Source organism: Pseudomonas fragi (assembly GCF_002269505.1).
Lineage (GTDB): Bacteria > Pseudomonadota > Gammaproteobacteria > Pseudomonadales > Pseudomonadaceae > Aquipseudomonas > Aquipseudomonas fragi_D.
The window spans coordinates 90,830-109,451 of sequence record NZ_NQKQ01000017.1 but is presented as its reverse complement, the minus strand read 5'-3'; the positions used below and the strand labels follow the sequence as shown (position 1 = coordinate 109,451).

General features: G+C 59.5%; 16 protein-coding genes. 10 read left to right on the top strand and 6 right to left on the bottom strand.

Annotated elements, in window-relative coordinates:
- Positions 1-178: 178 nt before the first annotated feature.
- From CJU81_RS15860 to dkgB, 4 genes are all read left to right on the top strand, one after another.
- Positions 179-1,345, top strand: coding sequence for an efflux RND transporter periplasmic adaptor subunit (locus CJU81_RS15860; RefSeq protein ID WP_095037402.1), 1,167 nt, complete (start codon positions 179-181; stop codon positions 1,343-1,345).
- Positions 1,346-3,316 (top strand): MacB family efflux pump subunit, encoded by a 1,971-nt coding sequence (locus tag CJU81_RS15855; RefSeq protein ID WP_095037401.1) that lies wholly within the window; start codon positions 1,346-1,348, stop codon positions 3,314-3,316.
- Positions 3,317-3,323: 7 nt separating this feature from the next.
- Positions 3,324-4,730 carry an efflux transporter outer membrane subunit gene (locus CJU81_RS15850; protein WP_095037400.1) on the top strand — a complete coding sequence of 469 codons (1,407 nt, stop codon included), beginning with the start codon at positions 3,324-3,326 and terminating at the stop codon, positions 4,728-4,730.
- 99 nt (positions 4,731-4,829) lie between these two features.
- Positions 4,830-5,633 carry a 2,5-didehydrogluconate reductase DkgB gene (dkgB, locus tag CJU81_RS15845; RefSeq protein ID WP_095037399.1) on the top strand — a complete coding sequence of 268 codons (804 nt, stop codon included), beginning with the start codon at positions 4,830-4,832 and terminating at the stop codon, positions 5,631-5,633.
- A gap of 137 nt (positions 5,634-5,770) precedes the next feature.
- Here dkgB and zapE read toward each other — a convergent pair whose 3' ends face one another.
- Entirely contained in the window at positions 5,771-6,889 is a 1,119-nt protein-coding gene (gene zapE, locus CJU81_RS15840; protein WP_095037398.1) for a cell division protein ZapE, read from the bottom strand.
- 304 nt (positions 6,890-7,193) lie between these two features.
- Here zapE and CJU81_RS15835 point away from each other — a divergent pair, with 304 nt between their 5' ends.
- The 3 genes from CJU81_RS15835 to CJU81_RS15825 all read left to right on the top strand — a co-directional run bounded on the left by CJU81_RS15835 (position 7,194) and on the right by CJU81_RS15825 (position 8,658).
- The gene (locus CJU81_RS15835) at positions 7,194-7,448 is read left to right on the top strand and encodes a DUF2790 domain-containing protein (RefSeq protein ID WP_095029529.1); all 255 of its coding nucleotides are present in this window, start codon (positions 7,194-7,196) and stop codon (positions 7,446-7,448) included.
- A 288-nt stretch (positions 7,449-7,736) separates the two neighbouring features.
- On the top strand, positions 7,737-7,994 hold the full coding sequence (locus CJU81_RS15830; protein WP_095037397.1) for a DUF2790 domain-containing protein: 258 nt from the start codon (positions 7,737-7,739) through the stop codon (positions 7,992-7,994).
- A gap of 112 nt (positions 7,995-8,106) precedes the next feature.
- The gene (locus CJU81_RS15825) at positions 8,107-8,658 is read left to right on the top strand and encodes a GNAT family N-acetyltransferase (protein ID WP_095037396.1); all 552 of its coding nucleotides are present in this window, start codon (positions 8,107-8,109) and stop codon (positions 8,656-8,658) included.
- An 86-nt stretch (positions 8,659-8,744) separates the two neighbouring features.
- On the opposite strand, the gene CJU81_RS15820 is transcribed toward CJU81_RS15825, so the two are convergent.
- Positions 8,745-9,020: a PepSY domain-containing protein gene (locus tag CJU81_RS15820; RefSeq protein ID WP_016782369.1), complete on the bottom strand. Its 276-nt coding sequence runs from the start codon at positions 9,018-9,020 to the stop codon at positions 8,745-8,747.
- Positions 9,021-9,184: 164 nt separating this feature from the next.
- Here CJU81_RS15820 and CJU81_RS15815 point away from each other — a divergent pair, with 164 nt between their 5' ends.
- Together CJU81_RS15815 and CJU81_RS15810 are read left to right on the top strand one after the other, a co-directional pair.
- Entirely contained in the window at positions 9,185-10,186 is a 1,002-nt protein-coding gene (locus CJU81_RS15815; protein ID WP_095037395.1) for a FecR family protein, read from the top strand.
- Positions 10,187-10,387: 201 nt separating this feature from the next.
- Positions 10,388-10,774, top strand: a complete 387-nt coding sequence (locus tag CJU81_RS15810) for a fe2+ zn2+ uptake regulation protein (protein ID WP_095037394.1) — start codon at positions 10,388-10,390, stop codon at positions 10,772-10,774.
- Here the strand turns inward: CJU81_RS15810 and CJU81_RS15805 are convergent.
- Positions 10,771-10,959, bottom strand: a complete 189-nt coding sequence (locus tag CJU81_RS15805; RefSeq protein ID WP_016782366.1) for a hypothetical protein — start codon at positions 10,957-10,959, stop codon at positions 10,771-10,773. The two genes, CJU81_RS15810 and CJU81_RS15805, sit on opposite strands and share 4 nt — an antisense overlap.
- Positions 10,960-11,069: 110 nt before the next feature.
- Positions 11,070-11,987 carry a LysR family transcriptional regulator gene (locus CJU81_RS15800; RefSeq protein ID WP_095037393.1) on the bottom strand — a complete coding sequence of 306 codons (918 nt, stop codon included), beginning with the start codon at positions 11,985-11,987 and terminating at the stop codon, positions 11,070-11,072.
- 109 nt (positions 11,988-12,096) lie between these two features.
- Here CJU81_RS15800 and CJU81_RS15795 point away from each other — a divergent pair, with 109 nt between their 5' ends.
- Positions 12,097-13,092, top strand: a complete 996-nt coding sequence (locus CJU81_RS15795; RefSeq protein WP_095037392.1) for an aldo/keto reductase — start codon at positions 12,097-12,099, stop codon at positions 13,090-13,092.
- 116 nt (positions 13,093-13,208) lie between these two features.
- On the opposite strand, the gene CJU81_RS15790 is transcribed toward CJU81_RS15795, so the two are convergent.
- Positions 13,209-16,883, bottom strand: coding sequence for a translocation/assembly module TamB domain-containing protein (locus CJU81_RS15790; protein ID WP_095037391.1), 3,675 nt, complete (start codon positions 16,881-16,883; stop codon positions 13,209-13,211).
- Positions 16,880-18,607: an autotransporter assembly complex protein TamA gene (locus tag CJU81_RS15785; protein WP_095037390.1), complete on the bottom strand. Its 1,728-nt coding sequence runs from the start codon at positions 18,605-18,607 to the stop codon at positions 16,880-16,882. Before CJU81_RS15785 ends, CJU81_RS15790 begins: the two co-directional genes overlap by 4 nt.
- Between the last annotated feature and the right edge of the window lie 15 nt (positions 18,608-18,622).

Below are 18,622 nucleotides of genomic sequence, written 5' to 3'. Positions count from 1 at the left end.
GGCCCAAACGCCCGCGAAATATTCAGTAACAGTGCAACCGGTAAAGCGCTAAATCCCCCGCCAAATCATTCGTTTACTCAACAGCTCCCCGTGACTGTTGCTCAGGTGACAGCGTTTGCTCTGGATATTTGCCCTGCCAGCACGACGACGGGCCGACCTCCATTGCCCGGAACCCCGCATGAAACGCCCTCGACACACCCGCCGTGCGCTGCTGATCATCCCGTGTTTATTGCTGGCCGCGGCCCTCGCGGCCTGGCCTTTGCTGACACCGGGCCGCGACGCGTATGACACCGTGCCCGTCACCCGGGGCGATATCGAAAGCAGCGTCACTGCACTCGGCACCTTGCAACCCCGGCAATATGTGGATGTGGGCGCGCAGGCCAGCGGGCAAATCCACAAGATTCACGTGGACGTCGGCAGCGAAGTCAAGGAAGGCCAATTGCTGGTCGAGATCGACCCGTCCACCCAGACAGCCAAACTCGATGCCAGCCGCTTTGCCATTGATAACCTTAAGGCCCAGTTGCAGGAGCAACGTGCCCTGCACGACCTGGCCCAACATAAATACCGGCGCCAGCAGCATCTGGCCAAAGGCGGCGCTACCCGCGAAGAGGACGTGCAGGCCGCCGAGGCCGAAGTGCGTACCACCCAGGCGCGGATTGACATGTTTACTGCGCAAATCCGCCAGGCCCGGGCCAGCTTGCGCAGTGACGAAGCCGAACTGGGCTATACGCGGATCTACGCGCCCATGACTGGCACCGTGGTGGCGCTGGACGCCCGCGAAGGCCAGACCCTCAACGCCCAGCAGCAAACACCGCTGATATTGCGCATCGCCAGGCTTTCACCAATGACCGTCTGGGCAGAAGTCTCGGAAGCCGACATCGGCCAGGTCAAACCCGGCATGCAGGCCTGGTTCACCACCTTGAGCGGTGGTAACCGGCGCTGGAGCAGCAACGTGCGCCAGGTACTGCCCGTACCGCCCAAACCGCTCAACGAAATCGGCCAGGGCGGCGGCAGCCCCGCCAGCAAAAGTGGCAGCGGCCGCGTGGTGCTGTACACCGTACTGCTGGATGTAGATAACCACGATCAGGCACTCATGCCAGAGATGACCACCCAGGTATTTTTTGTCGCAGGCCAGGCCAGGGACGTATTGCTGGCACCGATCGTCGCGCTGCAGGACACCACCGACAGCGAGCGTCAGATCGCCCGCATCGTGAGCGCAAGCGGCAAGGTCGTGCCGCGTGAAATCCGCACCGGCATAAGCGACCGTTTGCGCGTAGAGATTATCGACGGCGTGAATGAGGGCGATCATCTGCTGATTGGCCCCGCTACCGGCAACGGAGGCTGAATGCCCACTCCCCTGATCGAGCTGCAGGGTATCCGCAAGATCTACGGCGGCCTCGACACCCCTGAGGTTCACGTACTCAAAGGCATCAGCCTGTCGATTCATGCCGGAGAATTTGTCGCCATCGTCGGTGCCTCCGGCTCGGGCAAATCGACCCTGATGAACATCCTCGGCTGCCTCGATCGCCCCACCACCGGGCGCTATCTGTTCGCGGGCGAAGATGTCGCCCGGCTGGACAGCGACGAACTGGCCTGGCTTCGCCGCGAAGCCTTCGGCTTTGTGTTCCAGGGTTATCACTTGATCCCCTCGGCCACGGCCCAGGAAAATGTCGAAATGCCGGCCATCTACGCCGGTACCCCGGCTGCCGAACGTCACGCCCGCGCAGCCGCCCTGCTCGAACGCCTGGGCCTGGCCGAGCGCACCGCCAACCGCCCGCACCAATTGTCCGGCGGCCAGCAACAGCGCGTTTCCATCGCCCGCGCCCTGATGAACGGCGGGCATATCATTCTCGCCGACGAACCCACCGGCGCCCTCGACAGCCACAGCGGCGCCGAGGTCATGACCCTACTCGACGAACTGGCAGGCCAGGGCCACGTCGTGATCCTGATTACCCACGACCGCGAAGTCGCCGCGCGGGCCAACCGGATCATCGAAGTGCGCGACGGTGAAGTCGTCAGTGACAGCGCCAACCCCGGTCAGCCCCTGCCTGCCGATAACCCCCGGGCCTTGCAGGCCATTGACCTGCGCAAGCGCCTGAGCGAAGGCAGCGAAGCGCGGGGTGCCTGGAAAGGCGAGCTGGTGGATGCCGTTCACGCCGCCTGGCGCGTCATGTGGATCAACCGGTTTCGCACCGCCCTGACCCTGCTCGGGATCGTCATAGGCGTGGCCTCGGTGGTGGTGATGCTGGCCGTCGGTGAAGGCAGCAAACGCCAGGTCATGGCGCAAATGGGCGCCTTCGGCTCCAACATCATTTACCTCAGCGGCATGTCGCCAAGGCCCAGAGCGCCGCTGGGCATCATCACTCTCAATGACGTGGCCGCCCTGTCGAGCTTGCCGCAGGTCAAAAGGATCATGCCGATCAATGGCGCAGAGATTGGCGTGCGCTACGGCAATGTCGACCACACGATGTACACCGGCGGTAACGGCATCGACTTCTCGGCCATCTTCAATTGGCCGGTGGTGCAAGGCAGCTTCTTCACCCAGGCTGACGAAAATGCTGCGGCGGCCGTGGCGGTAATCGGCAAGAAGGTGCGCGACAAAGTCCTCAAGGACGTTGCCAACCCCATCGGCCAATACATCCTGCTGGAAAACGTGCCGTTTCGCATAGTCGGTGTATTGGCCGAGAAAGGCGCCAGCTCCGGCGACTCGGACAGCGACACGCGCATCGTGGTGCCCTATTCGGCTGCCAGCGTGCGCCTGTTCGGCAGCCACAACCCTGAATACGTGGTTATCGCGGCCGCAGATGCGAGCAAGGTCAACCAGACCGAAAAGGCCATCGAGCAGTTGATGCTCAAGTTGCACCACGGCACGCGCGATTTTGAAATAACCAACAATGCCGCGATGATCCAGGCCGAAGCCAAGACCCGCAATACCCTGTCGTTGATGCTCGGCTCGATCGCCGCCATCTCGCTGCTGGTGGGGGGGATCGGGGTGATGAACATCATGCTGATGACCGTACGCGAACGGACCCGCGAGATCGGCATCCGCATGGCCACCGGCGCGCGCCAGCGCGACATCCTGCGCCAGTTCCTGACCGAGGCCCTGATGCTCTCGGTGGTCGGTGGCGTGGCCGGCATCACCTTGGCTTTTATCGTCGGCGGCGTGCTGTTGCTGTGCGATGTGGCCGTGGCGTTTTCCCCGGTCGCAGTACTCGGTGCCTTTGCCTGCGCGCTGGTGACCGGGGTTATTTTCGGCTTTATGCCGGCCCGCAAAGCTGCCCGGCTCGACCCGGTCACGGCCCTTACCAGTGAATGATCTTTCGATGAAGCCGTCCCTGAGCCTGATGACCTTGTGCCTGCTGTTGGGCGCCTGCAGCCATTCCACACCGGATGCCACGCTTGACGTTGCGGCCCCCGCCAGCTGGCAATCGGCCCACACCCTGACCCGCCTGCAAGTCAGCCAACAACAATGGTGGCAACAGTTCGCCAGCCCCGAACTGGATCGCCTGATCAGCCAGGCGCAGATCGGCAGCTACGATCTGGCGGCTGCAATGGCCCGAGTTCGCCAGTCCCGCGCGTCAGCCGTGATTGCCGGGGCACCGTTACTGCCCGAAGTGACCCTGGGCACCCAGGCCAGACGCGAAAAACTGCTGCGCGGCAGCGGCTATAGCCAACTGGATGCCAGCGATGACAACAAGGCCGTGGATACTTTCGATGCGAGCCTGAGTGCCAGCTATGAGGTGGATTTCTGGGGAGGCAAGGCGGCGGCCCACGACAGCGCGCTACAGTCCCTCAAGGCCAGCGAATTTGATCGCGATACTGTCGAGCTGACCCTGCTCAGTGGCGTTGCCAACAGCTACGTGCAGACCCTGGCTCTCGATGAGCAGGTGCGCATTGCCCGACTCAACCTGGCCAATGCGCAAAGCGTGTTGCACGTCGTACAAACCCGGCATGACGCCGGCTCCGCCACGACCCTGGAACTGGCCCAGCAAAAAAGTCTGGTCGCCAGCCAGCAACGATTCATTCCTTTGCTTGAGCAACAGGCCACAGAAGCGCGCATCACCCTCGCTGCTTTACTTGGCCAGCCCGTACAAAGCCTGACACTGGGTGATACGCCTTTCTCACAACTGCATTGGCCGACCATTGGCAGTGGCGTGCCCAGCCAGTTACTCAGCCGGCGCCCGGACATCGCCAGCGCTGAAGCCAGGCTGGTCGCAGCCAGTGCCGATATCACTGTCGCCCGCGCGGCCATGCTGCCCAGCCTGACCCTGAGTGCCAGCATCGGCTCTGGCGCAGACCATTTCAGCGATATCCTGCGCAGCCCGTTCTACAACCTCGGCGCCGGGCTGGCGGCGCCGATATTCAATAATGGTCGACTCAGCGCCGGACGCGACAAGGCCACCGCCCGCCAGCAAGAACTGCTGCAGAGCTATCGGGGGAGCATCATCAACGCCTTTGCCGACGTCGAAAAAGCCCTCAACAGCATCAGCGGCCTTGACCGCCAGCGCCAATGGCAGGACGAAGAACTTACCCAGGCGCAACTGGCTTTCGACATTGCACAACACCGCTACAGCGTCGGTGCCGACCTGCTCCTGACAGTCCTGCAAACCCAGCGCACGCTGTATCAGGCCCAGGACCTGCACGTACAACTGCGCTTGGCACGGCTGCAGGCCAGCATTGCTTTGTACAAGGCATTGGGTGGCGGCTGGTCAGCGACTGCCGGGGATTGATGATCTGCGGTCAAGAGTGCTTTGCTTGGGTAGCGGTTTTTCCGACGGTAAAGGGCGAGGATACTCAACCTCATTCTTACGCCAACCAAGGAGTTATCCATGACAGTTCCAGCATTCGGCCTCGGTACATTTCGCCTTAAAGGCCAGGTCGTCATCGACTCGGTCAGCAACGCCCTGGACCTGGGCTATCGCGCCATAGACACGGCACAGATTTACGAAAACGAAGCTGAAGTCGGCCAGGCCATTGCCGAAAGTGGCGTGGGGCGTGACGAACTGTTTATCACCAGCAAGATCTGGGTCAGCAACTTTGCCAGCGATAAACTGATCCCAAGCCTTGAAGACAGCCTGAAGAAACTGCGCACCGACCATCTGGACCTGACCCTGATCCACTGGCCGAGCCCTGACAATGCAGTGCCGGTTGCCGAGTTCATGGGCGCATTGCTTGAAGCCAAAAAATCGGGCCTGACTAAACAGATTGGCGTCTCTAACTTCACCATCGCCTTGATGAAAGAAGCCATTGCCGCCGTTGGTGCCGAGAATATCGCCACCCACCAGATCGAACTGCACCCCTACCTGCAAAATCGCAAAGTAGTGGAATTCGCACACAGCCAAGGCATCCATATCACCTCTTACATGACCCTGGCTTACGGTGAAGTGCTTAAGGATCCGGTGATCATGGCCATTGCCGAGCGCCATGACGCTACGCCAGCCCAAGTGACCCTGGCCTGGGCCATGCAATTGGGTTATTCGGTGATTCCGTCGTCGACCAAACGCAGCAACCTTGAGAGCAACCTCAAGGCCTGCACACTGAAACTGACGGATGCCGATATGGCGCAGATTGCGACCCTGGACCGCGGCCATCGCCTGACCAACCCGCAGAGCGTTGCGCCTGCGTGGGATTGATTCTGCCTGAGTGAAGCCCCTGTAGTCGCTGACGAGGAAGGAAGGCTGCGAGCGGCAGCACACGCCCCATTGCTGTCAAGTCCCCCTCGCAGCCTCGCTCCGCGAGTCAGCGACTACACGGCCTACGCAATGACGGATTATTGGAGACCAAAGCGCTGCAACTGCATTTCCTGCAGCCGGCTCAAGGTGCGTCGAAAGGCAAACTCAAGGTAACCCTGGGTATAGAGCTGATCCATTGGCACCTGCGCTTCAATACATACCGGCACCTTGCGGTCATAGCATTCGTCGATCAGGGCGATGAAACGTCGCACGCTGTCATCGTATTTGGACAACTGCGGCAGCTCACGATCCCCCGCCTCGACTTTCACCGCCCCGTCTTCCGTACCCCGGGCGATTTTGCCTTCGCGCTGCTCGGCACTCAGGCACGGCACATCACTGAGCAACATGACTTTGTAACGATCACAGATCTCCATAAACTCAGTGGCCGCCAGCGGCTGCTCACATAACTCATGGAAATTGCACCACAGCACTGCATCACTGGCCTGCACCACGTTCAGCGAGCGATGGCCCACATCAATGGCTTGCTCAGACACCGCCTGGCCTTCGGTCAAGGATCTGAACACTGGCTCGATCGCGCTCGGCTGGCCCGGCCCGGTCACCCAATAGCGCTGATGGGCAATGCCGGGGTGCAAGCGGTGGTCTTCTATGCCGTTCACCGCCACCACGTCCATATGCTGGAGAATCGCCGTGATCCCCGGGGCAAAACGGTCACGGTTAAAGCCATGCCCGTAGAGGTCGCCCGGTGGCTGGTTTGAAGTACAAACCAGCACTACGCCCTCATCGAACATGACTTGAAACAGACGCCCCAGAATGATCGCGTCGGCAATGTCATTGACGAACAGTTCGTCAAAGCACAACACCCTCACTTCCGCGCCCAGGCCTTTAGCCAGTGTCTTGAGCGGGTCCGCCGTACCGGTCAGTTGAAACAGGCGCTGATGTACCCATTGCATAAAGTGATGGAAATGCTGACGCCGGGCGGGTACCTGCAGGCTCTGATAGAACTGATCCATCAACCAGGTCTTGCCCCGCCCCACCGGCCCCCACAAATACACGCCATTGACCGACTGTGCTCCCGAGTGCAGGGCCTCATGGCAGCGCTGCAAGGCCTGGACGGCCACCCATTGGGCGGGGTCGTGGACAAAGCCCTTGTGTTCGATGGCCTGTTGATAGGCATTAAGGGGGGACTCGACATTCATACCGATAAATGGCTCCTGAATCAGAGATACCAGTATGCCAGCAAGGGAACGACCCAAGCACTTGAAAAAAACCCCAGCGCCCTCACATTGTTACCCATGCAGTAACAGAGCATTTTGCCATCAGGTATTTTTACTTTTTTAAAACCGCGTAACCTTACTCACATGACTCGTCCAACAGTTGACATTGAAACAACGGTACTTCGTACGCACCCGATTATGATAACGAGTGCCGTAACTTCTTTCCGCCACCTCGGCAAATGAAGTCAGTCAGCTTTAACTCTTGATTACTTTAGAGGCCACTTACATGAAAAAACTTATCGCTCTCTTTTTAGCCGGCTTTGCAACGCTGGCTGTTGCAGGTGAAACTTCTACCGTCAAGCAAGCCACCGTCGAACCTTATAGCTACGGCACCAAACTGGATATCGCACGGGTGATCAACCTGTCGCCTATCCCTAAAGTTTGTGAAGTTGTACCGGCTACCATGACGTATGAAGACTCCCAAGGTCAGCGCCACACCCTTGAATACCAAGTGATGGGCGACGGTTGCAGCACGCACTGATACTCAATGGTTGCACGCACGGATGCGACCCCAGCCCCCTCTTTTGAGGGGGCTTTTTCGTTGGGTGCCGATCTACCGCGATGATTGTTACTGATCCGGCAAGACTGCATGGCAATCTTTTGACTTTAATCAATACGCAGCGCGCGTATTCTATGTACATCCCTCAACGCAACACTGAAACAGGGCACGGTACTTCGTGTTACGCCAACTACCCCAACGGCGTAGCAACTTCGACCGCCACCATGGCAACTGAAGTCAGTTATTCGTGATTGTTTTAAGGTCTCAAAAATGAAACGTTTGATCGCTCTTGCTCTTATTGGCTTTTCTACTCTGGCTGCGGCTGGCGAACTTCAAGTTGCGCAACAACAACCCGCCGTCGAGCATTACACTTATGCCACCGACCTGGACATTGCCAAAGTTATCAGCGTGTCACCTGCCGCCGATGTTTGTGAAGTAGTTCCCGCACAAATGACCTACGAAGACCACCAGGGTCAGCGTCATATTCTTGAGTACCGCGTGATGGGCAATGGTTGCAGCAACGGCTGATATTATCGCCAGGCGCAACTATTGCGAGACAGCCCCCGTTTAACGGGGGCTTTTTTATGCAGGGCATTGCGGGATACTCTCGACACAAACCAATGGCAAGGAGCCACCCTCGATGCAGTCCCCACCCACATTCCAGACGCCGCGCCTCGTGCTGCAACCCCTGCAACTCAGCGACGCCCCGGCCATTCAGCAACGCTTTGCCCACTGGCAGGTGGTGCGCTACCTGAGCGCAGTCGTGCCCTGGCCCTACCCGGACGATGGCGCACAGAGTTATGTGCGTGACGTGGCGCTGCCGGCCATGGCCAGCGGTGAAGAGTGGCACTGGACGATTCGCCTGTTGGAGCAGCCAGATGAGCTGATTGGCAGCATCAGCCTGATGGATGCCGTCGACAACAACCGGGGGTTCTGGCTCGCGCCACAATGGCAGGGTCAGGGGTTGATGAGCGAAGCCTGCGAGGTGGTCGATGCCTACTGGTTCCAGACCTTGCGCCGCGCCTGCATGCGCGTGCCTAAAGCAGCGCCCAATACGGGTTCACGACGTATTTCCGAGCGGGGCGGGATGCGCTTGATCAGCAGCGAAGAGAAGGACTTTGTCAGCGGCAGGTTTACTTGCGACCTGTGGGAAATTACCCGGGAGCAATGGTTGGCCCGGCAGAAAACCTAAGGTGAAAAACACCCGGCCCTGTCAAAAGAAACCGATCAGGGCCGGGCAGAAACGCTCAGTGCACGATTCGTTTCAGGTGCCGAGAATCAGTCTTTCTTCTCGGAAATCACCTTACCGGTCGAATCGAAAATAATTTCGTATTCCAGGCCATCGACCTTCTTGATCCCTTCAGCCTTCCAGATACCGGCAGCCGGGTCCTGGGCTTCAATTTTCTTGATCACGGTGTAGCCGTTCTTGTTCTTGAGAACTTCGACCAATTCCTTGGAGAATGCCCAGTTCGGATCAACAGGCTGAGCCATCGCTGCACCGGCACTCAACAAAGCAGCAGTAGTGATTACAGCAGCAAAGGTTTTCTTCAACATTGTCTTAACTCCATTAATTGATGTTGCGTCTGGTACTCAATGTGACTGGAACAACCGTAGCAGAGAAAAACCAGGCCATAGGGCTAAATGACAGGCTTTTGACATGGCTCATGTTCTCGTTAGCTCTGGTGCGGGGTTAGAATGCGCAAAACCAGGAATAAGCAATGAGTGAAACACGCCTCACAGAAGCCGAAAACGATGCCATCACCGAAGCTGCGGCTCAGTGGTGCATGCGTATGCACGAACCCGACTGCACCCGCCAGGAACGTGAAGCTTTTGCTGTGTGGCTAAATGCCAACCCCCTGCACGCGCTGGAATATGAAGCGATGCTGGAGATCTGGGGGGTCAGCGAGCATCTGACACGCCCGCCCCCTGCTACAGCCCGGGTGGTCGCATTGCCTGCTGCACCGCGTCGCAGCACCTGGCAGCGTTTTGCCGTGGCCGCCGTCGTTACCCTGCTCGCTCTTCCCGTGGCGGCCTACAGTGGCTGGCAACTGGGCTGGCTGCCCAATGCCCATGAACGCTACAGCGCCGACGCCAGCGCGAAGACGGTGACCCTGCCTGATGGCAGCCAGGTCGAACTCAACCTGGGCAGCCAACTGACCTTCAGCAATTACAAGGACCAGCGCCGGGTGACCCTGGGCAAGGGCGAGGCGTTTTTCAAGGTCAGTCACGATGCGTCACACCCGTTTCTGGTGCAGGCGGCAGAAGGTCAGGTTCGCGTCACAGGTACCCAGTTCAATGTGTGGATGTACGAAGACCAGGTGCGGGTCACGCTGCTCGAGGGCTCGGTGCTGGTCACCAGCAACAAGCGCCTGAGTGGCGACGGACTGCGGCTGGAGCCGGGCATGCAGGCGCGTTACAAGGCGGGCGATTACGCCGCGCAAATCAGCCCGACCTCGGCCGTCACCTCCGAGCTGGCCTGGCGCAACGGCAAGCTGGTGCTGGACAACCTGTCACTGGCCGACGCCCTGCCCCTCATCAACCGCTACCTCGACACCCCGCTTGCCCTGGCTGACAGCGCCACCGGCAAGTTGCGTATTGGCGGGGTGTTCAATACCCGGGAAATCGATCATCTGGTGACCTCCCTGCCCAAGGTGTTGCCAATATATCTGAGCCGCAACGCCGATGGTCGGCCAGTACTGAGTACCCGCCCGGCCCTGTAATGGGCCAGGGCACGCCCCTGACCATTAACAAAATTTAATAATCGCTCCAACCCCCGCCCACACTGGTCGCGAACGCGATTGAGACGAATTCACGACAAAATTTCTACATTTGAATGTTCATGATTTCTGTCGCTCATTCGTCTAGTTAAGTAAGAGCATTTTTTTCTTTTCCTGATCAGGCTCTGAAAAGGAGTTTTTTGCATGCATAACCAGCAAATACCATCGGATGGTAGAAACCCGCATCGCGAAGCCACTTTCCAGTCCGATCCCGGGCTGCTGGACGCGCTCGCGCCCTTGCAAGGCAATGAAAGGATCCGCCACTTGCTCAAGTGTTTCGGGCTGCGTACCAGCCTGGTGCGGCTCAAGGTCATTGACGCACTGCTGACGGCTGCCGGCAATGATCGCAGGCTGGGGGTGCGCGGCATGCACAGCCACTTGCAGGCGCTGGATATCCCGCTGTCGTTCCTGAGTGTGCGCGAGGTGCTCAAGCGCTTGTGCAGCGAGGGTGTGGTGGTGCTCAACAGTGACAAGAGCTACAGCCTGCATCCACAGGCTGAAGCCGTCCTGACCGGCAAGATTGAAGCTTAAATCTTGGTCTTGCGGCGCATCACGCCATTGATCACGACCACGATCACGGCCACGCCGATGGCGATGTACTGGAACATTTTCTCGGTGATCATGCCGGCGTTTTGCATGTACGAAAGACCAAACATGATTCCAAGAACCACCAGTGAAATCAAAATCGAGTATTTCAAGCGCTGCGAAGGGGTCATAACCTGTTCCTGAAAGTAAGGCAAAAACATTTCGAAAAATGTAGTCAATATTTCGAGATGGCGAGCTGGCCCGCCTTGAACCGCGGGCCATATTACACTGCAAACAGCTTTTAGCTGCCCAAAGGTCGACGAAACCCGCTTGCGGGGCGTGCGCAAAGGTCCACCAACCAATCCACAAACACCCGCACCCGTGGCGACAGCTGCCGATGTTGCGGGTACAAGGCGGTAAGCGCCAGACGCGGTGGCAAGCAGTCACTCAGCACTTCTTGCAAACGCCCCTCACGCAGCAGTTGCGCAACATGGTAATGCGGCGTTTGCACCAACCCGTACCCCGCCACACACGCCGCCAGATACCCCTCTGCACTGTTGACCGCAAGGCGTTTGGGCAAGTCGGGCAAACGCACCTGGTCACCCACCTGGAATTCCAGCCCGTAGCGCTTGCCCGACACGCTGGAAAAATACTCCACCACCTGATGCCCGCTCAGGTCGTCGAGCGATTGCGGCACGCCGTGGGCGAGCAAATACGCGGGGCTGGCACACGTCACCTGATCCATCTGCACCAGCGGTCGTGCCACCAGCGAATCGTCCATGGTCAGGCCACCGCGAATCACGCAGTCCACACCTTCACGAATCAGATCGACCGGGCGATCGTTGAGGCCAACTTCCAGCTCGATCTGCGGGTAGCGGTCGGTGAATTCCGGCAACGCCGGCAACACCACCAGACGCCCCACGGCAGCAGGCATTTCGACCCGCAACATGCCCTTGGGCTGGCTGCTGCGAAACAGCCCTTCGGCCTCCTCCAGATCCGCCAGCAGGATGACGCAACGCTGGTAATACGCGACGCCGTCCAGGGTCGGGCTGACCTGGCGCGTGGTGCGGTGCAGCAGTTGCACACCCAGGTGTGCTTCCAGTTGTTTGATCAGCACCGTCACTGAGGCACGAGGCATTTGCAGGCTGTCGGCAGCCTTGGCAAAGCCGCCCAATTCAACGATGCGAGTGAAGACCAGCATCGCGTTGAAACGGTCCATACCCCCTCCATTATTTAGAAAATACGAACAGTGATGGTGCTTTTACCCGGTTTATCTTGCCGCTGTCGAGATTAAGAATAGCCCTACCCCCCCTTCAGGAGCACATCACATGCACACTCGCCAACTGGGTCAAAACGGTCCGCAGGTCAGCGCTATCGGTCTGGGCTGCATGGGCATGACCGACTTCTATACCACCGGCAGCGATACCCGCGAGGCCGTGGCCACCCTGCACCATGCGCTGGAACTGGGTATCAACCTGCTCGACACTGCCGATATCTACGGCCCGCACAGCAACGAACAACTGATCGGCGAAGCGATTCGCGGTAAACGCGACCAGGTATTTCTCGCCAGCAAATTCGGCATCGTGCGTGACCCGGCCAACCCGGCCTTTCGCGGCATCAATGGTCGCCCCGACTACATCCACCAGGCCATCGACGGCAGCCTCAAGCGCCTGGGGGTTGAGACGCTCGACCTGTACTACCAACACCGTATGGACCCGAACGTGCCGATTGAAGAAACAGTCGGTGCGATGGCGGAGCTAGTCAGGGCGGGCAAGGTACGTTATCTGGGCCTGAGCGAAGCGTCGGCGGCCACCCTCGAGCGTGCGCACAAGGTGCACCCGATCAGCGCGCTGCAAAGTGAATATTCGCTGTGGAGCCGCGACCAGGAGAGCAATGGCTGCCTTGAGGCTTGCCGCCGCCTGGGGGTTGCCTTTGTACCCTACAGCCCGCTGGGGCGTGGGTTTTTGACCGGGGCACTGAAATCAGCGGACGACTTTGCCATCGATGACTTCCGCCGTTTCAGCCCGCGTTTTCAAGGTGAGAACTTCGGCAAAAACCTGCTGCTGGTCGAGCAAGTGCAAACACTGGCCGCTGAAAAAGGCGTGACGGCCGGGCAACTGGCGCTGGCCTGGGTACTGGCACAGGGCGATCACTTGATCCCGATCCCGGGCACCAAGCAACGCAAGTATCTGGAAGAGAATGTGGATGCGCTGGAGGTCAAACTGAGCGCCAGCGAGCTGGCCGCACTGCAAGCCATTTTCCCGGCCAGCGCCGTGGCCGGGTTGCGCTATGCCGAAGCGACGATGAAGCAGCTCACACTCTGAGACTGCACTTCCTTTACCCTATCCTGTAGGAGCGAGCCTCTCGCGATACAGGCAAACCGCGTCGTCTGTTTCGCGAGCAGGCTCGCTCCTACACCATCAGGTCATTTCACAGCACGTCAGAAATCCCGTTTGTAGAAGATATCCAGCGAGCTCGCAAAGCCGCTGGCCACTTCTACATACACGCGCTTGCTCAGCTTGTAGCGCAGGGCAATGGTGCTGGCAGGTTCAAACACACCCACGCCGTAACGCACGCTCAGCCGCTCGTTGATCTTGCCGCTGGCGACCACCGCCGTGCTGTTGCCAGTGCCTTCAGTATCCAGTTCAAAGTCCTTGAGCCCCAGGTGGTTGGCCAGGCTGGTGGTAATCCCCGAGCTGCCCATCAAGCCCAGACCCAAGGCTGCCTGTGCCAACAGGTTTTCATCTTCCCCGGTGCCCGTCAGCGGACGCCCAAGAATCAGGTAGGACAACGCCTGCTCCTGACTCATGGCCGGCTCCGAGAAGATTTGCGTGGTGGGCTGTTCCGCACTGCCTGTCAGGCGAATCCCGGCAATCACATCATCGGTCTGGCGCACGGCTTCTATGTCCAGATACGGCTGGTCTATCGGCCCGGCAAACAACAAGCGTGCCCGGCGAATGGTCAGCTTCTGGCCATAGGCACGGTAGCGGCCATTATTCAGGCGCAGCTCGCCACGGGTGTCCATGTTGTTGCCAATATGGACCTGCCCCGCCAGGTCGGCGTTCAGACCAAAGCCCGAGAACGTCAGCAACTCCTGCCCCACCACCACGGTGATATCCATGTCGACCTGCATCGGCGGTGCTTCGTCCGCCGCCTGCTGGCCCACGATAACCGTGTCATCCGAGACCTTGACCGTCGAGGGCGGCAATTCGCGCACCACGATTTCGCCTTTGGGCACGTTCACCGTCCCGGCGATCAACAGCGTGTTGTCGGGGTTGAGGGAAATTTTCAGGTCTGGAGCGACTTCCAGCTTGGCATAGGGCTCGACCGTCACCGGCAGATTGTTGCCCTTGACCAGCACATTGACCGCCACCGCCTGGCCCCAGGCCACATTGCCGCTGACGCTGCCCTGGCCTTTTTGACCACTGGTCCAGCCGCCATTGATCAGCGCCGTTTCACCGTTGATGGCCAGCGTAAGCTGCACATTTTCAAAGTTGGTCGGCAACTCCGGCCCCGAAATCTCGCCGCCGGTCAGCGCCACATTGCCGTTGACATGGGGCGACAGCAAAGCACCCGAGATCGTGCCGGAGCCGTTGAGCTGGCCGGTGAGTTTTTCCACCATCGGCGCGAACGGACGAATCATCGACACATCCAGCCCGGTAAGGCGGAATTCACCGGTAACGGGCTTGCTCTTGGGCAGCGGATTGATCCGCGCTGCCAGCATCAACTGCCCCAGCTTGCCACCATCGAAATCAAGGCGCGATTCAACCCGGTTAGGGGTCAGGTTGCTGGTCAGCTTGAACGCTTGATACGGGAAGTCCAGCCACTGACCTTTGTCTCTGAAGCGCAACGTTCCGCCACTGGCATCCACCACGACCTGGCCCTTGGGCCCGCTGGCAGGCAAGTCCAGAGTCAGGTCAGCATTGAGCTGGCCCTGCCACTGGAAGTCCTTGGGAAACCACTCGGCCAGGCTGTCGAGGGGGAACTGTTTAAGGTGCAAACGCAGTTTCGGGTCCGGCACCAGGCGCTGCTCTTCGCTGCACAAACTCGCCGGGCCGGAGAGCCAGCACTGCGCCCCCAGGTTAAGCCGGCCATCGGCCAGCCGCTCCAGACGCGCCGGGTTTTGCAGCACCCAGGCCTGGCCGCCGGCCTTGACGTCACCACTGACCAGTCGCCCGCGCCAGTTGTCCTTGTCCAGGCCGCCATCCAGAGCCAAAGCCAGTTGCAACATGGGCCCTTGCAAATCCAGTTTGAGCTGCTGGCGCTTGATATCACCACTGCCGTTGGCAGTCAGTACACCCAACTGCGTGTCACCCGCGCGGATGCCGCTGCCCTTTAGATCGATGCGGCCGCGCTGATTGCGGTCGAGGCTGGCATCCAGGGTCAGGTTTTGCAGATGATTGTCGGCAAATGCCAATTGCTGGCCATTGAGCGCCACTTTGCCTTGCGGTGCCTTGAGCGTTCCACCCAGATCGACACTGCCTTTGAGCTGACCGCGCAGTTCAGGCCAGAGCTGCCCCAGGCGCGGCACATTGAGATCAAGCCGGGCCTTGATTTGCTCCTGCAAACTGGCGGTGCCATTGATGCGGTTATCGCCCAGGCGAATATCCAGTGCACTGACCGTCCAGGCTTCACCCGCACCACTGGCCTTGGCTTGCAGCACGGCGGGCAGGCCACGCAAACGGCCCTTGAGGTCGAGGTTGGCATCCAGTTCCAGGCGCTCATTTTTGAACGAGCCCTTGCTGCGCAAAGGGCCTGCCAGCGTACCCGGTAACTCGGCCACCCAGTACGCCGGGTTGAGCGCGCTCAAGTCCAGCGCCGTGTCCCAGACCACGCCATCGGCGAACTGCACATTGACGTGACCTTCGGCCTTGCCCTGCCCGGCCACCAGTTTCAACTGCGGCAGAAATATCTTGCCAAGGTCACCGCTGAACGGGCTGTTGAGGCTGAACTTGCCCGCCGGGCCATCGAGATCCGCCTTGAAGTTGCCCAGATAGTTACCGTCGCGATAGGACACTTCACCCACAAACGTGCGCAAATCCACATCCGGCTTGTCGATCAGCGGATAGAGGTTGTGCCAGGGAAATTCCAGCCAGTCGATTTTGGCTTCGGCACTCAAGCCTTCATGCCAGTCCACTTGCCCCGACAGTTTCAGACGCTTTTGGGGATTGGCCGTCAGATCCAGCGCGGCGATCTGCGCGCCCTTGGCGTCCACACGGCCTTTGAGCAGCAGGTTCACCGGCTCTTGTTCCGCTGGCAATGTGGCACTGCCATTCAATTCATAACCGTCTTTAAGATCGCCCTTGGCCGTCAGCAGGAGCTGATTGAGCACCAGGGTGTCCGGCAGATCGGGGCTGGCCTTGAACGGTTCGGCGGTAATTTTCAATTGCGCCGGCAAGTTGTCGGCCAAAGGCTGAAGTTCGCCCGTCAGGTGCGCATTGATGTAACCCGTGGTGTCGGCTGCCAGGTTCAGGGTAGTTCGTAAATTGCCATCTACCTTGAGCGCGATCGCCAGGGGTTTGCCATCCGGAGCTGGCAGGCTGACGTTGCCTTGCAAGGTCAGCGGCCAGTCGCCATTGGGTTGCAGCAGGCCGGACAGTTCAACATTGAGGTCTTCGCGCTCGACCTGCACCGAGTCGATCTGCAAGCCCTTGGCCGTCCACTGCGCCGACATCTGCATGCCCTTGAGCTGCTCGATGCCGTTGAACAGCACATTGCCGACCTTGACCACGCCCACTTCAATCGCCAACGGCAACTTCAGCTCCGGCAGGCTGACAGGCCCGCTGCTGCTGTCTTCGCTTGGCGGGAACTGCAGGCTGATCTGCTCGGCCTGCAATTGATCGATACACAACGTCATGCGCGTCAGGCAGCCCGGTGACCAGGCGAAAATCGGCCGGCTTACCTCCACCCGACTGCTGCCCTGCTCCCACAACAAATGATCAGCGCCCCACTGGCCGCCCAGGCGCCCGGCAAAATTATCAACCTGCAGCCCCGGCACTTGCCCCAGCACCCAGCGGCTGCCAGCTTGCGTACCCAGAATCACGGCTACGCTGGCAACCACCAGCAGCAGCAATGCCAGCAGTACCAGCCCGGCTATTTTCAAACCACGAATCACAGTTCTGGCCCCATCGAAAAGTGCAAACGGACACCGCCGTCGTCATCCAGCGCATGGGCCAGATCCAGACGTATCGGGCCAACCGGCGAGATCCAGCGGATACCCACGCCGACCCCGGTTTTCAAACTCGGGAAGTCCAGTGTGTTGAACGCGTTGCCCTGATCGACAAACGTCGCCCAGCGCCATTTTTCTGCGAACTGATATTGATACTCCAGGCTGCCGGCGAGCATATAGCGCCCGCCGATACGATCACCGTCGGAGTTTTTCGGCGACAGGGTCTGGTAGTCGTACCCGCGCACGCTCTGGTCACCACCGGCGAAATAACGCAATGACGGCGGAATCGACTTGTAGCCATTGGTGGCACTGCCGCCAAACTGGATACGGCCCAAAAAGCGGTGTTTTTCCCACAGGGTGGTCAACGCTTTGAACTGCACATCGCCATGCAGCAGGTTGGTATCGGACATCAGCCCTTGCTTGGCTACTTGCATATCCGTGGTCACGCTGTAGCCGTGACTGGGGTCAATACGGTTGTCGCTGCGCAATACCGAATAACTGACGCCCGGCATCAGCAGGGTACTCAGGCCCGAGTCATCGCCCAGACGGTATTCTTCGTGCTGCCATTTGAGCGAGACAACGCGCGTCCAGCCGTTGTCCAGCTTGCTGTGCCACTCCGGGCCGACCGTGAGCAGCTTGCTCAAGGTATCGGTGTTGGCGATTTCTTCGTTTTGATAACCGGCGGCAAGACGCAGCTTGTCGGTGAGCGGCGGATCCAGCGGGATGTCATACCAGGCACCGACGTTTTGCTTGGGCTGGGAGATCTCCGATTCAAAGCCGTAGCTGTCGCCGCGCGGGTTGCCCCAGTGGCGCATCCAGCTGGCCTTGCCGCGGGCACCGGTATCGGTCGAGTAACCCAGGCCCAGGGTCATGGTGCGCGGCTTGCGGGTTTCCAGGTCAATGTCGACCGGGATCACCTGCCCCACCGCAGTACTCGGCGCGGCATCGACGCGCACTACCTCAAAGTAGCCACTGCTTTGCAGATTCTGATTGAGCTCGGCGACCAGCTCCGAGTCATAAGGGGTATTCGGGGTAAACGGCACCATGCGTTGCAGCAAGGTCTGATCAAAAGGGGCATCGCCGGCAAAACTGACTTTGCCAAGCAAAAAACGCGGCCCGCTTTCGTAGACCAGATTGATATCGGCATACCCGCCTTTAGGGTCGACCAGCAGTTCGTGCTGAGTGAATTTACCGTTGAAAAAACCGTAACGCAGGGCACGGTTCTGGATCAGACGCTTGGCGTCTTCGTAATTGCCCTGATTGAGCACCGCGCCGGGTTTGAGATCATCGCTGGCCGGTATCTGGAAGGCCTTGAGCGAAGCAGCCGGGCCTTCGACACGCACGTTGACGTTGCGCAGATGCACCGGCTCGCCGGGATCAATACTCAACACCAGACGCGGCGGATCGCCGGGCTTGACCTCGGTTTCTATGGAGGGCTGGTAGTAACCCAAGGCCTGGGAAGCCTTTAAGGCCTGCTCCTGCGCGCCACGCTGAAAACGCAAAAGCGCTTTCTCGTCACGATCGCCGAGGCTGCCTATATAGCCTTCCACGTTGGCCTTGAGGGCGTCGTTTGCCGGTTTGACCTTGACCACCAACTCGCTTTGGGCAAACGCCGCAAAACTGCTGAGCAGCAGGACAACACCACTGGTAAATCTTCCTGGGAACTTCATAGCGCGGATGCTATC